Source organism: Pseudoalteromonas sp. S3785, assembly GCF_005887365.1.
Classification (GTDB): domain Bacteria; phylum Pseudomonadota; class Gammaproteobacteria; order Enterobacterales; family Alteromonadaceae; genus Pseudoalteromonas.
The window spans coordinates 1-26,279 of the sequence record NZ_PNCT01000024.1; the positions used below are offsets into that span (position 1 = coordinate 1).

Consider the following 26,279-nt stretch of genomic DNA (forward strand, 5'->3'; position numbering starts at 1 on the left):
AAATCATTACTAAAATTAGTAACCAATCAGGGAAATCAACATGAAGCTTGTAATAACTGCAATTATTCAACAAGCATAATAGTAGACGCCCTCGTATTAAATTAGTTCAACTGTTTATTTAAAAATTTAACTTTTTATAAGTGATAACATTTGCTGCTCATCAAACGATGTGAAGCTCATTGATTTATCGGTAAATAATGCATCAACAAGCGCTTGCTTATCTTGCTGCATTTTAAATACCTTTTGTTCAATTGAATTACTCATAATTAATTTATAAACAAACACTGGATTTGTTTGGCCAATGCGATAAGCGCGATCGGTGGCTTGTTTTTCAACAGCAGGGTTCCACCATGGATCAAAATGAATAACAGTATCGGCCTGGGTCAAGTTAAGCCCAGTACCGCCTGCTTTTAAACTGATTAAAAATACCGAGGTTTTGCCACTAGTAAACTCGTCAATAACTTTGTCACGATGACGCGTTTGCCCAGTTAGCATACTAAAATTAATATGTATGTCGTTTAAACGCTCTGCAATTAAATCGAGCGCAGAGGTAAATTGGCTAAAAATAATTACTTTACGACCAAGTCTGAGCATTAACGGTAAATGCGTAGTTAGCCATTCTAATTTTGCTGAACCTGCTTGTGTTTCTGGCTCTATTAATTTTGGATGACAACAAATTTGCCTAAGCTTTAATAGCGCTTCTAAAAATGCGAGCTTACTTTTTTGTGCGCCTTGCTCAGCAAATAAGTCTATAAGCTTTTCTTCTAATGCGCGCGTAATACCTTGGTACATATCTTTTTGTTTGGGCTCAAACTCAAACTCTTTTAGCAGCTCTGTTTTTTGTGGGAGCTCTTGCGCTACCTGCGCTTTTGTCCGGCGTAATATAAACGGCATAATAAGCGACTTTAGTTGCTCAGCGCGTTCTGAATCGGCTTCGCGCTCAATAGGAGTTTGAAAATGCTGTTTAAAGTGAGCTTGCGAGCCAAGTAATGAAGGCATTGCAAAGTCGAGTAACGACTTAAGCTCAAACAAATTATTTTCGATAGGCGTACCGCTTAAACACAACTTAAAATCGGCATTTAAACGCTTAACTAAGCGCGAGACTTGTGCAGTATCGTTTTTAATATATTGCGCTTCATCTAAAATAATATTTTCAAAATAAAGTGGCGAGTAATAAGCAATATCACGTTTTAGTAATGGGTAAGTCGTTAAAATACATTGCGCTTGCGCTAAATGTTGTAAAGGCTCATTACGTTGCGAGCCAAAAATAGTGGTTACTTTAAGACTTTTGGCAAATTTGGTTATTTCGTTTTGCCAATTACTTACCAAGCTAGTAGGGCACACTATAAGAGTCGGCCCCGCTTGCGGGCGATTAAAACTGCTGGCTAAAAAGGCAATAACTTGTAGCGTTTTACCAAGTCCCATGTCATCAGCAAGTATGCCGCCCAATTGGTGGCGTTTTAAAAAGCTAAGCCAATCAACACCTTGTTGCTGGTATTCACGTAGTGTTACCGAGTCATTTAAACCGTGTAAGGGCACCACTGGCATTGCTTGCTCGGTGTTATTTAACTCATCAAGATAACGCTCAAGAGAGTCATCATGAAGGTCTATAGTGACTGCGGTATGCTTTACCAGCTCGGGCAAATAAGAAAGTGGGATATTAAATTCTTCGCGTGTTTTTACAAACTCAAAGCGTTGTTTAAATTCTGTTAGTAAATTAATCGCATCTTTACTAATAACACCAAATTGACGCCCAACAGGGTAGTAATAAAACAGCTCACTTTGACGATTTAACGATTGATATGTGGCATCATCAGTATTAAAAAGTACACCGGCTTTGGCATCGCTTAATTGCACTTTGCAGTGCATTTGGTGCCCTGCAGCACGGCTTACATCAAGTGTAACGTGTCCTTGAGGGTCGGCTACATTTACTTTGGTTTGAGTTACTTGCCAACCACGCTTTTTGAAGCCAGGGAATACTTCGTAAACAAGCCAATGTAAATGTATAGGTGATTGTTTATTAAATATAAACTCACTTTGTAAACCCCCTTTACAAAACTCAAAGCCTAAATTTACTAACTCATTTGTTACTGTGTTTTCAAATGCACTATTTATTAAACTCGATGGCGCTGTTCCCGCTGGATAATTTTTGTTTTTATATTTAAACAGTAGCGAGACTTTAAGGGCCTGCTCATCCATAGTGGCTTTTAAAACAGCATTACCAAGTTGCTTAACGTTGACTTGTTCGTTATTCGGATGCGGTATAACACCGGCTCCAAAATTGTCTGCAAGTTGTTTATAAATACGATCAAAATTTGCATCATGTAGTGCAGGAATTGATTGTAAATGTGCTATTTCATCAGCACTAAGCTGCGTTCTGATCCGGCCAACTTTAAAGTGATCAAGATCTAAATAAGCAGGCGGCGTGGTTTTGAGCAGTGCCCAATTTTTACTGTGTTCAAGCTCAGTAATTAATTGCGATAACTCGTTTTTTTGCTGCCATTTAAAATTCAGCGACTGGCCTGTTTGGGCTTTAATAGCCACACGCGAACGCTGTAAAAACAATCGCTCAGTTGCAATTAATTGTTGTAAAGCGCTAAAGCCCCATTGTCCTTTTAGCTCTAAATTACCCACTGCATTTTGTGAGCGAATCCAACTAAATAGTCTAAAGTCACTTTCGAGCAAATCGTTAGGCGTTACAAAACTATTTAATTGTTGCTCCGTAAGATTACGGCCCAGCGTGTAGTTATTATTTTTGTCGTAATTAGCAATTTTTGGCGTTAAAAATACTTTATTACTTTCAATGTCTAATACAAATAGAAGAACTTGCGAAGGAGTTTTAGTATTTAAACTTTTAAGTGCTGACAGCTCACTAAACCAATCATTAATAAAGTAGTCTTCTCCGTATTCACCTGAGTGCTCTATTTTGAGTTTAAATAATACAGCAGCTAAGTGCCTACATTTAGTTTTAGCATTACAAGAGCAATGCGTATCTACAGAGTAACCAGTCGGTACTTTACTGATTTCAATACGTTGGTTAAATGCTGATCCGGTAGCGCTTTGTACAGTTGAGTCAATAACAGCAAAATCACTACTGAATTCTAGCCAACTAATTTGGCCGTTTTTATAATACTCTTTGCCTTTATCGAGCACGTTAGGCCTAAATAGCTTTTTTATAAAGCGCTCAGAAAGAGGAAACAAGGTTGCCTGCTCATTTTTTATTTCTTCAAAAATAGCCAGTAAATCATTTTTTGATAAGTTAGCAGACATGTCACTCTAAGTATTAAATTTTTAAAATAATTCTGCCAGTATATTCTTTAACTGCGCACAGCAAAAGCAATATTAACGTTATATAAACTGGTTGGAGCTGCTAGGTTAGTAAAAAATCGGTTTATACGTAGTTTGAGGTAATTTATCTGCCAAAATAAGAATAGGTAAACAGCAATATCACATGTTACAAACAACTTATTAACAATGCAGGAGCTTTACAGATCAGCTTTTTACTAACAAACTAAAATCCAGCATCAAATAGTCGTAAAAACTAAATCCAGTTAGTAAAAATGTGATCTTAAGAGCAAAAATGAGGGATTTATGGATTATAAATAGCAAAAAAGATCAGGATTTTACTAAGTAAAAGGCCCATTAGATCAGAATTTAACTAACCTAACAGGCTTTGAAGATCACTATTTTACTAAGTAGTAAGGTACTAATTAAACGCGCTTAAAAGCTTAGTAAGCTGTTCTAAGCGTTTGTCAGTCAATACTTTATTATCTATTTTAATAGATACGTCACCACTTTTTAAATTGCGCTGTATGTTTATAAAGTTGTTTTCAAACACAGCCTCACGTTTAGCAACCGCGCTAGGCTCGGTCGTTAAACGTTTAGTAATAGCCATTGCGCGTTTGTCGTCGCTTGTAATGGCGTTAATCTCATCATCGTTGTGCAATTCACTAACTAACGCGTTAAAAGCCTGCTCATCTCGCTCCTTTGCACTAACAAGCTTTTTAGCTACTTCTCTGCCTACATGGTTAGCCGTTGGGTAAAGTGAAATTACATCAGCCGGTATTTGCTCGTACGCTTTAATGGCATCTGCAATTGCGGTGTGCGATACACCTTCAATGGCAGCAATTTCACGATAAGAGCCTTTTTTACCTTGCTCAATAAGATCGGTTTTAGTTTGTTGGTAAGCTTGTCCGAGCTCCCAAAGGCTCGGAGCTATGTACTGATCTGAAGATACTGCTAAAATTTTAGCGTCTTGCTCAGTAAAATCTGGAGAGCTTAATACTAAGTAGTCGGCATTACCCAAAATACAGGCTTTACGACGACGAGAACCTGCAAGTACTAAGTTAGTATTTCCCTGATCCCAAAGTAAAGCAGGATGCTGGTTTCGCCCATCTTCAGTAATTGCAGGTAAAATGTCAGAAACCGATTTTTCGTTTAAAAGTGCTTGAACACGGCGGTTTTTACCGTAAACCGTGGTGCTAGATTCTATATCTGCATGGGCTATAACTTTACACACTAAAGTAATTTCGCGTGTAGGGTCACTAGGCGCAGGCATTCTAATTACATCGCCAGCGTTTGCTTGCTCAAGTAATGCATCGAGACTGCTATTGCCTACAGCAGTTGCAAATGGATCTAAGCGGGTGTCGTTTTTACGTTTTTTAGCCATTTTTATTTAACATCCTTACTTAGTGTTGTTAAGTGATGATTGGGTTGACTCCCAATTAGAACGAATAAGCATTTCTAATTCGTCTACAACATCTTTAATATTTTCTTGCGCGCGTAATAAAGACTCGCGACTTGCTAAACTATCCGATGCTTTTTGATCAAATATGGTATTAAAAGATGATGAACTAGCCGTAATTGCTGAGCTGTGGTTAATAGGGTAGCTCATTACTTGGCGGCCAAACGCACTGCGTACATCTTTAACAATATCGCGCTGTGAATGATTACCCTTAACGTAGTTGGTTACTAAAAACTGCATAAAATCCCAACCTTCATGACCTAGAGCTGCAACAGTGTGGTAAATCTCGCCTAAACGCTTTAAATATTTGTTGTTAGCATCAAAATCTACAGCTTCTGGATGAACTGGAATAAGCATTGCAGTAGAGGCCATTAAGGCGTTATAAAACATAAAGTTAAGAGTAGGAGCAGTATCAATTAAAATAATATCGAATTCATCTTTAACCGGCTCAATAACTTTCTCTAACAGTTTATGATAATGACGTGTTTGTTCATAATTAGAGGTATCTTTTAAAAGCGTAGCGGTTTCATGCTCAAAGTAAAAGTCATCCATACCTGAGGGTAAAACACGGATATTTGGGATATGCGTAGTCACAAAAGCACTCGAGACAAACTCTGGCCATGTTTCGCCTTCATCTAAATCAATGCAATCACGCATTAAGTCGCCTACCGTAACGGGGTCATGATCGTTTGATGGGAAAAAGCTTGAAGACGACCCTTGAGGATCTAAATCAATAATACCAATTCGGTAACGTTTAATATTAGTGGTAGCTAACGCAGCAGCAATATTAACCATACTCGTTGTTTTACCGCAGCCACCTTTGAGTGAATTAATAACAATAACTTGAAGCTTATCGGTAGCAGTACGGTGATCTGGCTGAATATCCATGATATCAGCCATAGCAAAAATATTAACCAAGGTGTACGCATAGTGCCCATTTGCACCACGCTTGATATTTAAATCATCAAAGTCACCATTGTCATGACGACGCTTTAAGGTACGGTTATTACACCCAAGTAAATCAGCTGCTGCTTTTTGGGTATATGTTCTTAATTCTTTTTCTTCTGATTTAAGGTGAGCGCGATAATGTTGTATGCGTCCTTTTAGAGATTTTTCAGCAACTTCGGCTGTTGCTTTTAAAAGCCGGTAAGTACTTAGCGCATTATTATTGATAGACATACTTTCTTCCTCAAAGTTAGGCAGTTAGTATAATGTCCATTCAAATAGCTGTAAATAACTATTTATGACGACATGCATTTTAATAAGAAGACATCTAAAAATATTTTTACACCTTTAATATTGCTTAGTATAAATAAAGAAGTCTAAAGGTGGTTAAATATATAAGGTAATAAAGGTTAAGGGTGTATAATAGTGGTGTAACTATATGATATTAGTAAATAATGTTAAAAAAAGCAGATCACCTTTATACTTGGTTAAGATCAGATCTATATCTACATGCAGATCAGCTTTTTACTAAGCCTGCTTTAAATATTAAAGTTATACACAACTTACTCAAAAAGTTATGTACAAAATGACTGTGTGAGATCAAGTTTTTACTAAGTAAATTATAAAGTTATACACTTAATCTTGCGAAGAACGGCTCATCTAATTGGTATAGATCTGATCTGTAGTAAGTACAGATCAGATCTATGCTAACTCGAGTTGCTGTTATCCACAGCAGATATATGTTTTACGAATATTTGTCGTGTGAAAAGTTTAAAATTAGCGCTTTCAGTGGACAAAAATATAATTGAGTTAGTAAAACTTTAACTTGTGAAGCAAAGCTTAGTAAAATTGTGATCCTAATTTAAGGTTATCACTCGTAACTTAGTATAATAATGATCCAATACGTTTATTTAGTGATGGATCACTTTTATACTAACTTAAACATTTAACTTTTGTTGCTTAATGTGTTGTTATTAGCTGTCGCAATAAAAAATGGAAATCAGAACAATGAGCCGAAAGGTCAACATCTCGGTAGATAACTTGCCCGATACACTTAGGGGCCAAATACACGGGGTGGAAAGTGCTATAGATAATGAAAGCTTAGCACTATTTACAGATAACAAAGATGTGCGAATTTCTATCGAAAATGCCGCTCATGGGTTACGTGCTTATTCAAACACGTTTAACCACTATGATTTATGGGGGCGTTTTGTACGTTCTGGGCATAAAAAATTGCCATTAGAAGAAGCACCTAAAAAAACAATTGTTACGCGTAAAATATCCGAAAAAGTGGATGGTATTTTATATGACGGCGAAATAAAAATTACACCGGCTGTTGTAAGTACCCGTAAAGATGGTGAAGACGTAGAATATTTAGTATGGCCGTCAGATAGAGAAGAAAAAGTTGAACGCGCGTTAATTCGTTTGGCATCGAAAGGTAAAATTGTAAAAATCAATTTTAAGTCCGGTATTCAATATGCTGTGGTTTTTTCGATGAACGAATTAGCCCAAGAACTTAAAGCGGTTGGGCAATCAATGCCATATCCACAAATCAAAGAATCACTTGAGGCTCTTCAAGGTTCTAAGCTTTCATTTAAATACTCGGCTACTGATACTAAAAATACAGACATTGATGATTCTTTTTACGAGTCGAATATGAACTTTTTATCATCTCTTCATTTTAGTGGTAAAAAAGGCCAAGGCGGCAATGTTAAATGTGTTGCATGTTTAAATGCATTTGTTCATAACATGATTGATAACCTTGAATACAAAGGATATTACTTTAACAGTGCACAAGAACTAAAACGTGGTTTATCACGTTGGATGATGTTGCGTTTATACCACCTTTGGCGTTATGCCGCGCCTGGTAAAACGTATCACTTCAGATTGTTATCTATTATGGAAAAATACGGCTCAATTTATTCAACCGACGATATAACAGAAAACAAACTAAAAGCTTTACGCCGCGATATGACCACAACAATGAAAGATCTAATTGAAAAAGGGGCTATTTCGGAATACAGCATTACTAATGTAAAAGATGATAAAACCGGAAATATTATTGATTACACCTACGAAATGCATCCGTCTGATCAGTTTTGTGATGAGATACTCACCCTTAACAAGCAAAATAAGCGTATCGAGATTCAAGGCGGCAAACGAATTGTCGAAAACGCAGTTTTAATTGACGAAGATAAAATAGAAGAAATAGTCGAGAAATAACTTCAGTTAAAATAATAAGCTACTTACCAAAAAGGCCACACTATGTGGCCTTTTTAACATAATTATTTATCTACTTGTTCTAAGTAAAGTCTATCAACTAAAAAGTCATACTCTTTTTTTCTCGGATGAGACTCAGGTTTTTGATAATCTGGCAAAGTACCTAACTTAACGTCAGGCTGTGGATTAATTAAAATGAACGGCAATGCTGCACTTACGTGATACCTATTTTCTGCGGTATACCTAACATTAACTTGGGGGCTTACTCGGGTAGGGCGGCGAATTCTTAACTTTTCTTTATCACCTAAACTCGCTACTCGCAATTGCTCTTGTGCAACAAGGGCTTGCCATTTTTGTTGGTCGATCATTCTTGGGTTTCTATAGCCAGCAGATTTATCGAGCATTTCAAGCGCCATTTTTTTAGTTAGAGTTTTAGTTGCATGCTTATGCATCCACGTAAATCTTACTGAAAAAGGGGATTCACTTTGAAAATGAATTTTTCGATAGGCTGCAAGAGTGATTAAATTTGGCACCGCGTTATGAACGGCTTCAAATCGCGCATCATTATTATCGATGGCCAAAACACATTCTTTAAAAGCAGCCTTAGCTTTATTAACTTGTTTTATGCGGTTTGTTAATGCCATGACATCTGCATTTTTTAGAACCAAAAGACCAGGGTGGCGCTTTAATACTCTACTACTTAAACTTTCTTTTTTATAAATATCAGTAAACGAATTTAAAATTGCCCTATGAGCAATTTCACCGGTTAATTTTTTTACAGGAATTGACTCGGGAATAATATTTTCATCAACACTTGTTATATCTGGGAGCTGATAATATTCAGCCTTTGAATATTCACAGACACGTAATTCATCAATCAACAACGACGTTAACTCATTCATTAAATCAAACTGACTTCTTATTTGTACTTTAGAAACCATAATCACCTTAAGAACACATCTTACTTATCTATTTACTAATTTTAACCTTTTCCTTTGGTTATTAATAGTTTATTTATAACTCCATAGCTAAGTTTAAACTTAAATAATCTGAAGTATGATGTGTTCTTGTTACTGTTTCATTACCCTAATGAGATCCAAAATGTAAGGAATTAGTGAACCCATGTGTGATCAATGTACTTGTGAATATTTAGCTAGATGAGGAAATTTGATTTAACGCAGCTAATTGTCTGTGGAGATATATGCTTATATATTATCAATCTTTGTGAAATTCTTTTAGTTTAAGGCCTGAAGTCAATATTGAGTGGGCACGCAGTTACTGTATAGTAATTATAAGTGGTACTTTTAATAAAATACCAAGCTCCTGTTATGGGGAAGGCAGCTTTGTGAAAATAAACTCTACTACAATTTAATATTAAAAATAGTCGATGTCTGTACAGATTATCTTTAGTAGCCTTAATTACAGTACTTACATTGTCTAGCAATCTGCTCCCAGCTGTTTAGCCGCATATAAAAAGTGGATTCATAGCTATTTACTTTTAACAACCCATCTCGCAATACCATATCTTTGAGTGAATATCTATACGCCTGTTTGATTTAATCAAAAGCATGCTGTAAAGCCAAGATTACAATCAACCCGATTTAAGTATGATGTGTTCCCGCTAAAACTGTTAACTTTAAAGCTTTTAATTTAATTTGGTTTGAGATGGTTAAAAAAACATCTCAACATGTTTAACTTGTTGTATTTAAATAAAAATAACCACGTTAAACAACGCTTAGGTCTAAGCCTTTAGAGCCATAAAATCACAAAAAACCTTATAAATACTTAACTCATAACAAATTAGTTGGTAAATAGTGAATATAGTCCTTGAACTTAGGGCTATGCATACGTTAATTTCTTTATATCAGGTAAAGTAGGAATGAGGAAACAACATGCAATCGTGGAACCCAAATAGCTGGAGAGAACTGCCAATACTGCAGCAGCCACAGTACCCAGATCAAGAAGAACTGAAAACAGTAGAAAGCCAGTTAAAGAGTGCTCCGCCACTTGTTTTTGCAGAAGAAACAAGAAGCCTCTTTAAACAATTAGAAGATGTATGTGAAGGTCGTGCATTTTTACTTCAAGGCGGTGACTGTGCCGAATCATTTAGCGATTTCAATGCGGCTAATATTCGCGATACATTTAAAACCCTTTTACAAATGGCTGTTGTTTTAACATACGGCGGTAAATGCCCAGTTGTTAAAATAGCACGTATGGCAGGCCAATACGCTAAACCACGCTCTGCTGATTTAGAAACTATTGACGGTGTATCTTTGCCATCTTACCGTGGTGATATTGTAAATAGCTTTGAATTTACAGAAGAAGCACGTATTCCCGATCCACAACGTTTAATGAAGGCATACCACAACAGTGCCGCTACATTAAACTTACTTCGTGCATTTGCACAGGGTGGCTTAGCGGACCTACACCAAGTGAATCGCTGGAACATGGGTTTTGTAGCCGCTAATCCGCAAAAAGAACGATTCCAACAGCTTGCTGACAAAATTCAAGACGCGCTTGAATTTATGGAAGTATGTGGCATCAATTCTACTATTGCGCCAAGCCTTAAAGAAACCGATTTGTACACGTCTCATGAAGCGTTATTACTAGGCTATGAAGAAGCGCTTACTCGTCGCGATCACCTATCAGGTGACTGGTATGACTGTTCTGCGCACTTTGTGTGGATTGGTGAGCGTACACGCCAGTTAGACCATGCACACATTGAATTTTTCAAAGGTATTAAAAACCCAATAGGTGTTAAAGTTGGCCCAGGAATGGACCCAGACGATCTAATTCGTTTAATTGATGCAGTTAACCCAGATAACATTCCGGGTCGCTTAACACTAATCACGCGTATGGGCGCAGACGTACTGCCAGAGAAACTACCAGCTCTTGTTCGCCGTGTTCAACAAGAAGGCCGTAAGGTAATTTGGAGCTCAGATCCAATGCATGGCAATACTGAAAAAGCGACATCTGGCTACAAAACACGTAGCTTTGATAACATCATGCGTGAAATTAGCCAATTCTTTGCAGTACACAAAGCTGAAGGTTCATACGCAGGTGGTGTTCACTTAGAAATGACAGGGCAGCACGTAACAGAATGTACAGGTGGTGCTTACGGTTTATCAGATGATGACCTAGCTCAGCGTTACAAAACTCAGTGTGACCCACGACTTAATGCAGACCAAGTATTAGAAGTTGGTTTCTTAGTAGCTGATTTATTAAAAGACGCTCGTAAGTAATAAGTAAAAAATTAAAGCCGCATATTGCGGCTTTTTTTAGCAAAGTAGTAAATTGGTTTGTTAGTACTTACGTCGCTCAAGGTTGCTGTCTATTAAGATTTTTGCAGATATTTCTTCTACAGAATGGTGAGTAGAATTAAAGTATGCAATTTTATGTCGCTTATAAAGCATTTCAACTTCACGCACTTCAATTCGGCATTGTCTTATTGATGCGTATTTAGAATTTGCCATACGACGATGCCTAATTGCAGCTAAACGCTCAGGGTCAATCGTTAATCCAAATAACTTATGTTTGTAAGGGAGCAAACATTTAGGTAATCCCTCGCTCTCTAAGTCGTCTTCAGTTATTGGGTAATTTGCAGCTTTAATTCCGTACTGTAGCGCTAAATACAAGCTAGTAGGTGTTTTACCGCTTCTGCTTACGCCAACTAAAATAATATCAGCCTCAGAAAAGTTTTTAATATTGCCGCCATCATCATTCATAAGGGCATAGTTAACCGCATCTATTCTAAAGTCATAACTTTTTTCATGTATAGAGTGGGTACGATGCATTTTTGGCACTGGCGCAACATTAAGCTCTTTTTCTATTTTTTCACTGTAAGTAGACAAGAAATCATACGCGATTGCATCGGCCGATTTAATAATTTCACTTAAGTTATGATTTACGAAGGTAAAGAATACAAATGGCTTCTCACCTTCTTTTGCGGCAGTTGCATTTATTAACGCTTTAATTTCATTTGCTTTTTCTTCTGTTTCTACAAAAGGAATAGTTTTGTGGTTAAATTCAACCGGAAACAACGACAGAGTCGCGTGACCAAACACCTCTGAGGTGATTGCAGTGCCGTCTGATATATAAAAAGCAGTTCTCATAGTTTACCTTTTTATTACGTTTAATCCCTAAAATGGCTTACTCACGGTTTACGTGAGGTCTAATGCCAGTGTAGAATGAAGGTGACCTTTATAAAAGGTTTTCTTTCTTAACTCTCACAGTTACAACTACAATTTGTTTTTTTGGAGAAAGACCCGTGCAAGAATACGTTCTCTGGTATCAAGAGCTTGGTATGCAAGATGTTCCACGTGTTGGCGGCAAAAATGCCTCACTCGGTGAAATGATTTCAAACCTCGCTAACGCAGGTGTACAGGTTCCGGGTGGTTTTGCCACTACAGCCGACGCTTTCAATGAGTTTTTAGAGCAATCTGGACTCAATGCAAAAATTCACGACATTTTAGATACACTCGATGTTGATGATGTAAATACACTCGCTAAAGTCGGTGCCGATATCCGCCAATGGATTATCGATACCCCATTCCAACCTAACCTAGACCAAGCCATCCGCGACGCATATAGCCAACTACATGGCGATACATCAGCCGATGTTTCATTTGCAGTACGCTCATCAGCTACCGCTGAAGATATGCCAGATGCATCATTCGCAGGCCAACAAGAAACATTCCTAAACGTACGTGGTATCGACTCAGTCATGGTCGCCATTAAACACGTATTTGCTTCTTTATTTAACGACCGCGCCATATCGTACCGTGTTCACCAAGGTTACGATCATCGTGGTGTAGCGCTGTCTGCTGGTATTCAACGCATGGTTCGTTCAGATAAATCAGCGTCAGGCGTTATGTTTAGTATTGATACAGAGTCTGGTTTTGAAGACGTTGTATTTGTAACTTCAAGCTACGGTTTAGGTGAAATGGTTGTACAGGGAGCAGTAAACCCTGATGAATTTTATGTTCATAAACCAACATTACAAAAAGGGTTGCCATCGGTAGTACGTCGTAACATTGGCTCTAAAGCCATTCAAATGATTTACTCTGCAGATGAGGCACACGGTAAACAAGTAGAAATTGTTGACGTAGAGCCAAGCCTTTCAAACAAATTCTCAATTACAGATGAAGAAGTGCAAGAACTTGCAAAACAAGCTGTAATTATCGAAAAGCACTACGGTCGTCCTATGGATATCGAATGGGCAAAAGACGGAAACGATGGCAAATTGTACATAGTACAAGCGCGCCCAGAAACAGTTCGCTCAAACGAAGATGCCAATGTTATGGAGCGTTTTCAGTTAAATGGCACAAGCAATGCCATTGCTGAAGGCCGTGCAATTGGTCATAAAATTGGTAGTGGTGTTGTTCGTGTTCTTGATTCAATTCAAGAAATGGATCAAGTACAAGAAGGCGATATTTTAGTTACCGACATGACCGACCCAGATTGGGAACCTATCATGAAGCGCGCCGCAGCCATTGTTACAAATCGTGGTGGGCGTACGTGTCACGCAGCAATTATTGCCCGTGAACTTGGTATTCCTGCGGTAGTTGGCTGTGGTAACGCAACCGATTTAATTAAAGCGGGGCAAGAAGTAACCGTATCATGTGCTGAAGGCGATACAGGTTATATATACGAAGGTATTTTAGATTTTGAAATACTTACGTCGCGCGTTGATAAAATGCCAGAACTACCAATGAAAGTAATGATGAACGTGGGTAATCCAGACCGCGCGTTTGACTTTGCACGTTTACCTCATGCAGGTGTTGGCCTTGCACGTGTTGAATTTGTAATTAACCGCATGATTGGTGTTCACCCTAAAGCGCTATTAAATTTTGACGACCAGTCACCTGCACTGCAAGCTGAAATTACCGACATTATTGCCGGTTACGAATCGCCAGTTGAATTTTATATCTCTAAATTAGTAGAAGGTATCTCAACGCTAGGCTGTGCATTTGCTCCAGAGCGTGTCATTGTGCGTATGTCTGATTTTAAATCAAACGAATATGCAAACTTAGTAGGTGGTGAGCAATACGAGCCTGAAGAAGAAAACCCAATGATTGGTTTTCGTGGTGCTGCACGTTATATCTCAGAAGACTTCCGTGATTGTTTTGCCCTTGAGTGTGAAGCAATTAAACGCGTAAGAAACACCATGGGTATGACAAACATTGAAATCATGATCCCATTCGTGCGTACCCTAGAAGAGGGTAAACGCGTTATCGAATTACTAGAAGAGCATGGCCTTAAACGTGGTGAGAATGGTCTAAAAGTAATCATGATGTGTGAGCTTCCTTCAAATGCATTACTTGCCGATGAATTTTTAGAGATGTTCGATGGTTTTTCTATCGGCTCTAACGATTTAACTCAGCTAACACTTGGTCTTGACCGTGACTCAGGCCTAATCGCACATTTATTTGATGAGCGTAATCCTGCGATTAAAAAGCTACTTTCTATGGCAATTAAAACAGCTAAAGAAAAAGGTAAATACGTAGGAATTTGTGGTCAAGGTCCTTCAGATCATGAAGACTTTGCAGCATGGTTAGTAGAGCAGGGCATTGATTCTGTTTCACTAAATCCAGATACAGTACTAGAAACATGGTTATACCTAGCAGACAAACTTGCTAAATAATCATCAGTACCCGTAACAAATAAAAATGCCAGCAATTATGCTGGCATTTTTGTGTGTGGGCTAAATTACCGTGCTAATTTTTTATCTAAATAATTACACGATTTAGTTAAGGCTTTTTGGCAAAGCTTTAAATAATGCCTGGCTTTTGGGTAGTAAAAAGAAAAGCACAGTAACCCCGCCATAAAAAATATTAGCGACGGGCCTGGCACGATTGCAAAAAACAGCCCAAGCAAAATAAACAATACACCTATGATCTGTAATAGTAATTTTTTCATATAAAGCTCTACACTATGGTTTAACTTGATTATAAATACAGCAGCTCAAAATACGATAAAAAGAGTGTTACAAACTGTAAAATCTTCAATTTCTATTAGCCATCACCATGATATAATTACACAAATGCCTTAAATTATCGCCGTCATGATAGCAACAATTACACAGCAAGATGCAGCGACCGACCTTGTCGCAAACTACTTAAGTACACTTAATAATCAGGGGTTTAGTGGAGACACCGATGCAAGCTATGCAACACGTTTAACCGCCTCTACCGATAACAGTATTTATCAGCAAATTCCACAAGGTGTTATTTTTCCTAAAACCGAAAAAGACATTCAACTGGCATTGCAAACCGCATCTCGCGACCCATTTTTGTCGCTTACTTTTGGCCCTCGTGGTGGTGGTACAGGTACTAATGGGCAATCACTCACACCAGGAATAGTGGTTGATTTGTCTCGCTACATGCGCGAAATACTCGAAATTAACGTTGAAGAAGGTTGGGTTAGAGTACAAACAGGTGTAATTAAAGATCAATTAAACGACTTTTTAAGACCTTACGGCTTTTTCTTCTCACCCGACTTATCAACCAGTAATAGAGCAACCATTGGCGGAATGATCAGTACCGATGCATCGGGTCAAGGTTCATTAGTGTACGGTAAAACCAGCGACCATGTTTTAGGACTTACTACCTATTTAGTCGATGGTAGCCCAATGGTGACATCACCCATAGACATTGAAAAAGCTAAAGTAATAGCCGAACAAGAATCATTAATCGGTAGCCTTTACAAAACAGTATTGGAAATTTCTTTAAATGAGCGCCAAGCTATTTTAGAAAAATTTCCACGCTTAAATCGCTTTTTAACCGGCTACGACCTTGAGCATGTACTAAGTGATGACTTACAAACTTTTGATATGAGTAGGCTAATTACTGGATCAGAAGGCTCACTAGGTATAGTGACTGAAGCTAAATTAAACCTAACGCCCATAGCCGAATTTAAAACACTGATAAATATTAAATACGACAGTTTTGATTCGGCACTTCGCCACTCTCCCTTTTTAGTTGATGCACGTGCAACATCGGTAGAAACAGTCGATAGCAAAGTATTAAACCTGGCTCGCGAGGATATTATTTGGCATTCAGTATCGGACTTAATAACCGATGTACCAAATAAAGATATGCAAGGACTCAACATGGTTGAGTTTAATGCAGTATCACCTGAAGATATAAAAGACAAAGTAAACACACTTTGTGCATTATTAGACGAGTGCGTAGCAAATCAAACCAATGGTGTTATTGGCTATCAATTAACCAGCAGTAAAAGTGACATTTTAAAGATTTATGCAATGCGTAAAAAATCTGTTGGCTTACTCGGTAATGTTAAAGGCAGCCAAAAGCCATTGGCCTTTGCTGAGGATACCGCTGTACCGCCAGAAAACTTAGCCGACTACATTGTAGAATTTAGAGCATTACTCGATAGTCATAATTTACAATACGGTATGTTCGGCCATGTTGATGCGGGTGTTTTACATGTACGCCCGGCGCTAGATATGTGCGACCCAGAACAAGAAAAACTACTGCGTACAATTTCGGACGAAGTTGTAAAACTCACCGCTAAATACGGCGGCTTAATGTGGGGCGAACATGGTAAAGGTTACCGAAGTGAATACGGCCCTGAGTTTTTTGGTGAGCATTTATTTAAACAACTTCGTAAAATAAAAACCGCGTTCGACCCAAATAATAGAATAAACCCTGGCAAAATATGTACGCCCATAGAAAGTGAAGACTCACTAGTTAGTGTAGATGGGCAAAAGCGTTCGTACTTCGATAAGCAAATTTCTATCGATGTAAAAACAAGTTTTAACAATGCAATGACCTGTAATGGTAACGGGATTTGTTTTAACTACGACGAAAATTCACCCATGTGTCCTTCATATAAAGTAACCGGCGATCGCAGGCATTCGCCAAAAGGCCGCGCAACATTAATGCGAGAATGGTTACGACTTCAAGAGTCTAAAAATGTAGATTTGCTCGAAGTAGAAAAAGAGCTTAACAAAGGCGAAGTTATTACCTGGTGGGAGCGTTTTGTTCATAGCCGTGAAAAAAACAAAGGTGTCTACGATTTTTCTCACGAAGTAAAAGAGTCAATGGATGAGTGTTTAGCGTGTAAAGCGTGTACAACATCTTGCCCAATTAAAGTCGATGTACCTACTTTTAGAGCACGCTTTTTAAATTATTATCACAGTTATTACGCGCGCCCACTTAAAGATTATTTAGTCGCTAACATTGAAAGTTCGGCGCCTGTAATGTCTAAATTTGCACGCGTGATCAACCCAATTGTTAAAACAAACTTAGTAAGTAGTTTAATTAAAAAAACAGTAGGGTATGTCGATACCCCTCAATTAAGTGTGCCTTCACTTGAAAAACGCGTAGCAAAAGCACATAAATTTGATTTTGAGTTATTAAACTCACTTTCAAGTGAAGAACAAAATGACTATGTGCTAATAGTGCAAGACCCGTTTACCAGCTTTTATGAAGCCGAGTTAGTGCAAAGTTTTATAACACTTATCATCGCGCTGGGTAAAAAGCCGATGCTATTACCGTTTAAACCTAATGGTAAAGCCCAACATGTAAAAGGGTTTTTGCATGAGTTTAAAGTAACCGCAAAAAATGCCGCAGAGTTTTTAAATAAACTTGCTGATATTAATTCGCCTTTGGTTGGTTTAGATGCATCGTTAGTTATGTGTTATCGCGATGAATACAATACCATTTTAGAAAATAATCGCGGCGAGTTTCATGTACAACTTGCCCATGAATGGTTACAAACTCAATCGTTTAAATCTCTATCGGCTAAACAAAAAACCGATACTGAATTTACATTACTGAGCCACTGTACAGAAACAACCGCTTTACCAAAAGCGGCAAGCGTATGGAAAACAATTTTTACTGATATTGGTTTAACCCTAAATACAACCAATACCGGGTGTTGTGGTATGGCCGGTACTTATGGCCATGAAGCACAAAACCAAGAAAATTCCCGTGCACTGTACGAAATGAGTTGGAAACCAATAGTAGATAAAAATAAACCAGAGCAACTTTTATCTACCGGTTTTTCGTGTCGCAGCCAAGTAAAACGTTTTGAGCAATTTAAACCAAAGCACCCAATAGAGTTGCTCGCTCAGGTACTTAGCTAGTAAAAGTTAAAAATAAAAAAGGCGTAACTTAAAAATAATAAGTTACGCCTTTTTTATTAATACCAATTCGCTTAGTTAAGTGATTTATTTTAAAGCTAAAAAACGTGTTTATACCAAAGCAATAAATTCGCTAATTTTTATAAACGCTATTTAGATTTTTTAACGAAGCTATCTGCAATTGGCTTTGTACTTATACCATGTATAAACACGCTAAATAAAATAGTCGTCATTGCAATAGTGGCAATATCGTATTTATTTTCTATTTGCGTGTCTATTACCATCAAAGTAAAAACGATAGATGCTAAACCTCGCGGACCAAACCACGCAAAAGTAAAACGTTCTTTCCAATTAAGTGCTGTAAATTGTAACGATAACATAACTGGTATTATTCTAATTAATGTAGTGCTTAGTAGGGCATACACAATTATGTTTGTATTTAATTTTGGTATTACTAAATACGCACAAACAAATCCAAATAAACACCAAATCATTAACGAAGTAAAATCAGCAATGTGCTCAGAATCTTCTATTAGCTCAGCGCGTATATCGGTTTTAGAAAATTTATCAAATAACAAACCCGCTACAAATACAGCTATAAATCCGCTGCCATGAAAATATTGTGTAATAGAAAACACAGCCATCGCATACCCAAGCAATAAAAATGGGCTAGTGTTTTTAGCAAAGTAATGGCGCTGCATTGCAAAATTTAGTGCCGGTATAAATACCGCAATAGAAAAACTAGCAATCAACAATGCTAAGCCAAGCTCTCTTGAAAACACACCTAAGGTATGTGAAGCAGTAATAGCAGAGTCAGGATTTTTTGCGAGTAAAATAAAAATTAAAAATACTGGTACACATAAGCCATCGTTTAATCCGCTTTCGGTATTTATACCTTCCCTAATTTTTTCGGGAACTTGTGTACTTTGCAATAACCCTTTACTCAAAGCTGCATCGGTTGGCGTAAGAATAATTGCCAGTAGTGCTGATTGAATTAACGACAACTCTGCAAATAAAAATAAGCTAACACCAATTCCACATAATAAAGTTAAGGGTAGGGCAACGAATAATAATAGGCTAGGGTATTGAAAACTATGCCTCAATACACCTAACTTAGATTTAGCCGCATCAGAAAATAAAAATATACTTAGCGTTAGCTCTATCAGTGGTAATAAATAATCTATTCCTGTTTTTAATTTTTCGCCTTCATTAGGAAGTAAAAACGCCAAAAACATGCCGCCAATAACAAAAAACATAGGCCCTGTTATTTCTGTGCGCTCTAGTTGTCTAATTGAAATTGAATAAACTAAAAATAAAAAACCAATAAATGCTATTACTAAGTATTCCATTAAATTTTCCTTTTAACGCCAGATTTTGCTCGCTCTTTAATATTTGTTTGAATGTAAATTTGATCGGTTGTGGCAATTTTTGAATGGCCTAAATCTTCCGATAAATGTTTTAGCGGTCGTGTTTGCGCATCATGTGTTGCGCCCGTGTGACGAAGCCAATGGGCAGTGGCTGCTTCAAGTTGTTCTGCATCATCTTTAAACCCATCATCAAGTAAAGATTGCTGTGCTAAATCAAAACTTTGTTGTACTAAACGCCTAATTTGCCTAACGGTCATCCCTCCTTGACCACGAATTTTATGCACCAATGGTTCAGATTCATCAACGCGTGGAAGGGCGGGTAACCCTCTGTATAATCTATAACGCTTTAAATACTCAACAAAATCATCACTTAACGTAACATCTCGTAGCTTATTACCTTTGCCCATAATTCGTAAAAACCAAAAACCGTCATTATCTTGCCAGAAATGTGACATAACCGGCGACCACTGCGGGCGCTCTGATAATTCTGATATACGTAAATATAGCCCTTTTAAGCACGCAAGCGTAAATAGGTTACGTTCAAGCTCTGGTTTTTTTTCACATAAATCACGTGTTACGCCAAATACATACTCCCATTGTATGTCACTTAAAGTGTCTGGGATCTGAATTTGAGATTGAACAACCAAATAGGGACTATTTTTTTTTACTACAGGAATAAAGTTCGCAAACGTTTTTTCTTCTAAAATAGAAAACTTATAAAATACATTTAGCGCAGTAAACATAGCCGCTAATGTTTGCTGACTCGCAATTGACTCTTTTAATATAAAAGGGCGCCAATTTTGGTTTAATCGACGAATACCTTGCTCATCTTTGTAACGCCATTGCACCGAAGTTGATGCCCATTTTTTATCTGGCTCAGCCATAAAATCAACATACGCTTCAATGTCTTCGCGTTTTAAATCGAACACTGATTTTTGGGCAATTAACCAAGACCACAAATAAAATCGTTCAAGCTCATTACGAAAACGATTAAATGTCGCTTCAGATTTTCGGCCGTATACATATAAGAATTGGTATAAAAATTTTAGATCGTCCTTTGATTCAGTTACAGTCAAGCCAACTTGCTGTATAAAGGATGCAAGTTCTGGGTATTCTGAATTTAGAGTACCATCGTCAAGATGAGCAATTTGATATCTTAATTGTTTTAACGTATCAACTAAAGCAACAAGCATAATGTATAAATATTCAATAAAATAATAGACTTACAGCTTAACGTTAAAGTCCGATACTGTCTAGTATTGGACATAGTGAAAGTGGATTTATTTAAACATTGTTGTGGATTGGTATGAATCGTATTAAGGAAAGTTTTATGAAAAAATTTATCGTGTTAGGCCTACTTACAATAAGTGTATTACTAACAGGTTGTGCTACGACCGGCAGTGCTTCACCTAGCGAAAAACGCGCTTTAGTACAAAGCATGAAAAACAATACCCTCGACAAATTATACGCACAAAAGCCCGATGTTAAAAAACAAATCGCCAATTCTGCTGGTTACGCCGTATTTGATAACGCAAACGTCAATGTAGTTTTAGCCAGTTTTGGTGGCGGGTACGGTGTAGTAAAAAATAACTTAACGGGTAAATCTACCTACATGAATATGGGTGAAGCCGGTTTAGGGCTTGGTTTAGGTGTTAAAGACTTTAATGTGGTTATGGTTTTTCATAACCAAGCGGCAGTAAATAGATTTATTGAACACGGTTGGGCCTTTGGCGGAAACGCAGATGCAGCAGCAAAATACGAAGATAAAGGTGGTGCACTGGTTGCAGAAGCGATTGCCGACCAAGTTACCGTATATTCTTTAACCGAAAATGGCCTTGCACTACAAGCTGTACTAAAAGGCACTAAATTTTGGGTAGATTCTGAGCTAAATTAACACCTAATTACTCTCCTAAAAGCGGGCTGGTTTGTATAATCACGCTCGCTTTCTTATTAATTAATTAATTTAACATAACATAACTTATGAGCTATTATTTATTTGCTAACTTTAATAAGTCACTTAGCCTATCTCCTCCAACTGGCCCGTTGGCAGATTGTAGAATTTCCTATCACGACCACACAATGACTACACCATGGGGCAAAGTTAAACCATCCGATGTACAACTAGTTCACCGATATAAATGGTCGGCAAGGAAATCTGAAAATATGTACAAAATACTTAAGGAGCAAAATAAAACACAAGATGAATATTTATCTGACCTACAAAGCCCACTTTTAGACATAATTGCTGATATATCAGTTAAGTAAGGAAATGGGCAATATGATTTATTCAATTTCGATTTTCATAGTACTGTTTACTTCATTAGGGGCAATTTTAAGTGCTATATCCCTAATAGAGCCAATGTTTAAATTCATTGCGTCATTTGTAATTTCTCTAGGATAAAAAGCGAAGCGATATTCTTTTTGATGTGAATATTCTATTCTTTTTTTGAATATCGCTTCATCTTCATCAAACTTTCCTGAGAACATATCAGGATCGTAGTATTCAATTAGCTCAGCTTTCAAGTCTATTTTTTGACCTTTAGAAGCATTGCAGACTCGATTAACAAATTCTTCTACATTAGTAATAATGACAGCTTCATTACCTAGACCAAAGCAGCTATTAGAAATTTTTAGCTCTTCCAGTAATTTAGGAATAGTTTCTTCTGTAATAACAATTTCTTCATTACTGTATGACGCGTAAATACAAAATATATTTATATTGTCGTGACTATTCAGTTTTATACCCACATTTCCAATAACATCTTTGATAATCATTCCATTTATTTCAATAATTACATCTTCAGTTTTATGCCAGTTGATAATACCTTCATGTTTATCACCTCTATTTCCTTCTGTTTCATCATCAAAATTTCTAAAAAAAGAGAGCTTTTTGCAGTGTAAATTACCATCTAGAAATGATTCTGCGTATTCACTTTTATCAAAGATTTTAACCATGTAATAAATATATTTTTGCATAAACTTCCTTATTTGATTTTTATTGATTTCTTAATTTTTAGAACATATCTTTAAGTTCAATATATTCTTTTTGATTTTAATGCATTCTTATATCATAAAGCTTTTACGACTAGTTATGTGATTAGGCTATTTAAAATTATATGTTTTCTTAGCATTATCAGGCCTTACTAACTGGCTTGTAAACCAAGCATGTACAATATATCAACTTAAACTGGTTTCAGATATTACATCTAAAACCTTTAGCCAAGTTTCACAGAATAAGAATGTTCAGATTTCTACTTATAAGCCTTCATTCAAACCGCCGACTAAGCAATAATTAAATGTGACGACAAAGTTTGTAAGTTTTTTCTAAACGAATATCGTAAAAATCCAACAGAAATTAATAGATTAAAAATAAGAGATTATTGCCTATATCTTCAAATTAAATGGTTGGCAATGCCAAGCTGTCAATAGTGACAGTGATGATAACTTGATAATAAAAAAGGGCTTTTTGCCCTTTTCGTTAATATTACGTACCGTAATTTATGGGTTGTTAAATTAAGTATCTCTTAAATCTACCAATACTACTTTAAAAGATGTCTTACGTTTAGATCAATAGAATTTTTAAAATCTGATAATGAAAAATCTTCTTTACTATTTATGTTAAAAATTTTTATTTTTAAAATTTCATCTATAAAGACTTTATTTTTATCTGTTTCTTTAAATTCCTTCATTGTTTTTTCAGGCTTTGAGATGTCTTTTTGTATTTTAAGCATGATATTAGCAGCATATACTCTTAGCCGAATAAGTTCTTCTTCCTGTTCTATAGAATGAATCGCACCTAAAACATCTATGATTTCTGATAATTTACAGTATGACTTTTGAATTTCATTAAACTCTCTAACCATAAACCCTTTTAGTTCATCTCTACTGCATTTTTCATACTCATGTATAATTTTATCACTATTACCTTGGTATATATTTAATGAATTATAAATTTGCCTTGCTGTATGGTAAATACAGAATGTAAGAGATATAAGCTGCTTATATTCATTGATTGTTTTATCAACTTTCCATTTTTTATATGTTTTCACAGCATAACAAACTAACAAGATGCTACAAATACTTACGATAAAATTGCTAAAAGATGATATTAATGAAGCAACTGTTTCCATATTAGCAGTCCCAGTAAATATTAATTGTACTAATCCAATCATTACAATAAATGTAATAGCAAATACAATAGTTAATAATACATAGCAATAGATGGTGCTTAAATTTCCCTTGAAATCTTTCATTTTATTAATCCTTAATATGCTGTTATTTATATTTTATTTTTAATCATATATAAATTATCAAACGCCTCAGCCAACTTTTCAGTTTCTCTAAACACGGTATTCCAATATTTTATGCGTGTGTCTGCATCGAGATTAGTAAAGTCGTTTCTATCTGGAATTTTTCCGTAAGGTAAACCGGCTATAAATTCTTTTGATGGAGTAACCATCACCACGTTATCGTAATTTTGTGGTGCTACTTTACGTTTTAAATTTTTATCGAACCACCCTGCTTTTGGCTCGCTATTAAAATGCGGATATAAAATTAAGCCTGGGTTATTAATTTTTAAATCAAAGTGGTAGTCAATTATTCCGCCATCGCGATACATACCTTGTGGCGAGCCTGCAATATTTTTTATGCCTTGCATAACAAGGGGTATAGAGCCGGATGCAAGTAAGGCATCTTTTAAATTTGTTTGGCTAAGTGCTATGTTTTGGGTTTTAAAATTGTAACTATCGGTTATTGATAAATTACTGTTTGGTGTGCCAAAAATAAATCGCTCGTACTGCGAACCTAATAATTTTCGGTTTACACGATTGAGCATATAACTTTTTGATAAACCTAAAAGCTGAATTAATTTGTTTTCGCTGGCAATAAACCCATTTGACTTAGCCACTATAAAATGCGCTTTAAAAATAGGGTTATTTAAAATTTCGGTTACGCCGTGCTCCCCAAATACATCATCTAATAATGCGCGGGCTTTTAGTGTAATTTCAGCGGATGTTGGTTTATTACTAGAATAGCGTGTTTGCGAATACGATTTTGCTAAACGCTCAATGGCAGCAACGGGGTCGTTTTGTGCAAAACAAGCAGATCGAAATGCCCCAGCAGATGAACCAATTAAGTTAAGTGGTTGGGTGCGGTTTTTAAAAAATTCACCAAAAATATATTTGTCTAACCCGAATAAGGTAAACCATTTTGGCCCGCCACTTGCCCCTAAAAAAGAGGTAAATAATTCCGGTTTAAAGCCCTGCTCGTTAATAATTTTTGCTGCTGTTTTCCCTGCATGAATGTCGATCATTAAATCAGTTTACCTTATTGTTTTTATATTTTTGTGCTATTTACAAAACCTAATTTTGAATAATTATGCAAAATTAAAAAGCGATTTTATGTTGCCATAAAACCGCTTTTTATCGTTAAAATTGCTTAAAATACGGGAATCAATCCCAAATGCCACTTTCGCATTTACCCTGTACTTTTACGTCTTTTACTTTAAATTCAGGCTCTATGCCTTTTTCTCTTTGTGTGTTGTAGTCGCGATTAACAGACAAAATAGTTGGCGTGAGCAATATAATAGCGATTACGTTAACCACTGTCATTAACCCTAATGCTATATCGGCTAAATCCCAGACTTCTTTTAATGACGCTGATGCGCCCCACAGCATCATTGATAAATAAAGTAATGTATAAATTGTGCGCCCTACTTTGTTATCGAGCTTAAATAAATGCAGGTTACTTTCGGCGTAAGCGTAGTTGGCCACTACCGAAGTAAAGGCAAATAAGGTTATGGCTGCAGCAACAAAATATACGCCGCCTTGTGCTAAATGCGCAGTCATAGCGCTTTGCGTTAAACGTATACCTTCCATTTCGCCGCTTATATCTACATCGGCTAACAAAATAACAACAGCAGTACAGCTACAAAGTACAATGGTGTCGAAAAACACGCCAAGCATTTGTATGTAGCCTTGTGTTACTGGGTGATTAGGGATAGGGCTTGCACTTGCTGCGGCATGGGGCACACTACCCGCACCAGCTTCGTTAGAATATAATCCGCGTTGTATACCATTTTTAATGGCAGCGCCCATTGCGCCTGCGCCAGCCTCTTGTAAACCAAAGGCCGATAAAAACACATCTTTAAGCATGGCTGGTACTTGCGGTAAATTTATAAGCGTTATAATTACGGCAGCTGCTACAAATAATATGCCCATAAATGGTACTACTCGCTCTGCAAAGCGGGCTATTGCTTTAAAGCCGCCAAGTATAATCGAGCCTGCTAATACCGTAATTACTAAGCCTGAATAAAAGGTGGGTACTTCAAATGCATAGTTTAGTGCATCTGTTATGGTATTAGTTTGCATTGCACTAAATGTAAAGCCATAACCTAAAAATAAACATGCGGCAAACACAATAGCAAAGGCACGGCTGCCTAAACCTTGTTGAATATAATAAGCGGGGCCGCCTCTAAATTCGCCACTACTATCGCGTACTTTATACACCTGCCCTAATACACTTTCGGCAAAGCCGGTTGCCATGCCAAGTATGGCTATAACCCACATCCAAAATATAGCGCCGCTTCCGCCTAGTGAAATAGCAACAGCTACCCCAGCTAAATTACCTGTACCTACCCGGGCACACAGGCCAGTACACAATGCCTGAAATGATGAAATATCGTCTTTTTTACACTTGCTACTGCCTTTTAACAGGCTAAACATGTGTTTAAATTTTACTATTTGAATTGCTTTTAAACGTACCGAAAACCAAATACCTGCAAACAGTAGTATGTAGATCAGTATTTGGCCTTCTCCCCATAATAGGCCATTTACACTTTTTACTAGGGTATCAAACATGGGCTAATCCTTTTGTATTTATTATGTTTTACTCAGCA

Annotated in this window: 17 protein-coding genes; 5 read left to right on the forward strand and 12 right to left on the reverse strand. The window is 36.9% G+C overall.

What is annotated here, in order from left to right; all coding sequences use genetic code 11:
* Positions 1-126 precede the first annotated feature (126 nt).
* From CWC17_RS06745 to CWC17_RS06755, 3 genes are all read right to left on the reverse strand, one after another.
* Entirely contained in the window at positions 127-3,270 is a 3,144-nt protein-coding gene (locus CWC17_RS06745; RefSeq protein ID WP_138612422.1) for a DEAD/DEAH box helicase, read from the reverse strand.
* Between the two features lie 436 nt (positions 3,271-3,706).
* Complete coding sequence (locus tag CWC17_RS06750) at positions 3,707-4,669, reverse strand: transcriptional regulator (protein WP_138612423.1); 963 nt, start codon at positions 4,667-4,669, stop codon at positions 3,707-3,709.
* A 15-nt stretch (positions 4,670-4,684) separates the two neighbouring features.
* Positions 4,685-5,923, reverse strand: coding sequence for an AAA family ATPase (locus tag CWC17_RS06755; protein ID WP_138612424.1), 1,239 nt, complete (start codon positions 5,921-5,923; stop codon positions 4,685-4,687).
* A gap of 774 nt (positions 5,924-6,697) precedes the next feature.
* Between CWC17_RS06755 and CWC17_RS06760 the strand changes: the two genes are divergently transcribed.
* Positions 6,698-7,912 carry a hypothetical protein gene (locus CWC17_RS06760; RefSeq protein ID WP_055013583.1) on the forward strand — a complete coding sequence of 405 codons (1,215 nt, stop codon included), beginning with the start codon at positions 6,698-6,700 and terminating at the stop codon, positions 7,910-7,912.
* 62 nt (positions 7,913-7,974) lie between these two features.
* Here the strand turns inward: CWC17_RS06760 and CWC17_RS06765 are convergent, their stop codons facing one another.
* Positions 7,975-8,850 carry a DNA replication terminus site-binding protein gene (locus CWC17_RS06765; protein ID WP_138540071.1) on the reverse strand — a complete coding sequence of 292 codons (876 nt, stop codon included), beginning with the start codon at positions 8,848-8,850 and terminating at the stop codon, positions 7,975-7,977.
* 951 nt (positions 8,851-9,801) lie between these two features.
* On the opposite strand from CWC17_RS06765, the gene CWC17_RS06770 reads away from it, so the two are divergent.
* The gene (locus CWC17_RS06770; protein ID WP_138540070.1) at positions 9,802-11,151 is read left to right on the forward strand and encodes a class II 3-deoxy-7-phosphoheptulonate synthase; all 1,350 of its coding nucleotides are present in this window, start codon (positions 9,802-9,804) and stop codon (positions 11,149-11,151) included.
* A gap of 60 nt (positions 11,152-11,211) precedes the next feature.
* On the opposite strand, the gene ppsR is transcribed toward CWC17_RS06770, so the two are convergent.
* Positions 11,212-12,021: a posphoenolpyruvate synthetase regulatory kinase/phosphorylase PpsR gene (ppsR, locus tag CWC17_RS06775; protein ID WP_004586305.1), complete on the reverse strand. Its 810-nt coding sequence runs from the start codon at positions 12,019-12,021 to the stop codon at positions 11,212-11,214.
* Positions 12,022-12,176: 155 nt separating this feature from the next.
* Between ppsR and ppsA the strand changes: the two genes are divergently transcribed.
* Positions 12,177-14,552, forward strand: coding sequence for a phosphoenolpyruvate synthase (ppsA, locus tag CWC17_RS06780; protein ID WP_138612425.1), 2,376 nt, complete (start codon positions 12,177-12,179; stop codon positions 14,550-14,552).
* Positions 14,553-14,617: 65 nt separating this feature from the next.
* Here the strand turns inward: ppsA and CWC17_RS06785 are convergent, their stop codons facing one another.
* Positions 14,618-14,827, reverse strand: coding sequence for a PGPGW domain-containing protein (locus tag CWC17_RS06785; protein ID WP_089349815.1), 210 nt, complete (start codon positions 14,825-14,827; stop codon positions 14,618-14,620).
* Positions 14,828-14,972: 145 nt separating this feature from the next.
* Here CWC17_RS06785 and ydiJ point away from each other — a divergent pair, with 145 nt between their 5' ends.
* Positions 14,973-18,020: a D-2-hydroxyglutarate dehydrogenase YdiJ gene (ydiJ, locus tag CWC17_RS06790; RefSeq protein ID WP_138612426.1), complete on the forward strand. Its 3,048-nt coding sequence runs from the start codon at positions 14,973-14,975 to the stop codon at positions 18,018-18,020.
* 146 nt (positions 18,021-18,166) lie between these two features.
* Here ydiJ and CWC17_RS06795 read toward each other — a convergent pair whose 3' ends face one another.
* On the reverse strand, positions 18,167-19,366 hold the full coding sequence (locus CWC17_RS06795; RefSeq protein WP_138612427.1) for a cation:proton antiporter: 1,200 nt from the start codon (positions 19,364-19,366) through the stop codon (positions 18,167-18,169).
* On the reverse strand, positions 19,366-20,577 hold the full coding sequence (locus CWC17_RS06800; RefSeq protein ID WP_055017063.1) for a tyrosine-type recombinase/integrase: 1,212 nt from the start codon (positions 20,575-20,577) through the stop codon (positions 19,366-19,368). Before CWC17_RS06800 ends, CWC17_RS06795 begins: the two co-directional genes overlap by 1 nt.
* 137 nt (positions 20,578-20,714) lie before the next feature.
* Between CWC17_RS06800 and CWC17_RS06805 the strand changes: the two genes are divergently transcribed.
* Positions 20,715-21,278: a lipid-binding SYLF domain-containing protein gene (locus CWC17_RS06805; RefSeq protein ID WP_055019010.1), complete on the forward strand. Its 564-nt coding sequence runs from the start codon at positions 20,715-20,717 to the stop codon at positions 21,276-21,278.
* 389 nt (positions 21,279-21,667) lie between these two features.
* Here the strand turns inward: CWC17_RS06805 and CWC17_RS06810 are convergent, their stop codons facing one another.
* The 4 genes from CWC17_RS06810 to CWC17_RS06825 all read right to left on the reverse strand — a co-directional run bounded on the left by CWC17_RS06810 (position 21,668) and on the right by CWC17_RS06825 (position 26,241).
* A complete protein-coding gene (locus tag CWC17_RS06810; RefSeq protein WP_138540064.1) occupies positions 21,668-22,360 on the reverse strand; it encodes a hypothetical protein in 693 nt (230 codons plus the stop codon).
* A gap of 563 nt (positions 22,361-22,923) precedes the next feature.
* On the reverse strand, positions 22,924-23,637 hold the full coding sequence (locus CWC17_RS06815) for a hypothetical protein (protein ID WP_138540063.1): 714 nt from the start codon (positions 23,635-23,637) through the stop codon (positions 22,924-22,926).
* Between the two features lie 26 nt (positions 23,638-23,663).
* On the reverse strand, positions 23,664-24,695 hold the full coding sequence (locus tag CWC17_RS06820) for a patatin-like phospholipase family protein (RefSeq protein ID WP_138612428.1): 1,032 nt from the start codon (positions 24,693-24,695) through the stop codon (positions 23,664-23,666).
* A gap of 139 nt (positions 24,696-24,834) precedes the next feature.
* Complete coding sequence (locus CWC17_RS06825) at positions 24,835-26,241, reverse strand: alanine/glycine:cation symporter family protein (RefSeq protein ID WP_138612429.1); 1,407 nt, start codon at positions 26,239-26,241, stop codon at positions 24,835-24,837.
* Positions 26,242-26,279: the final 38 nt, after the last annotated feature.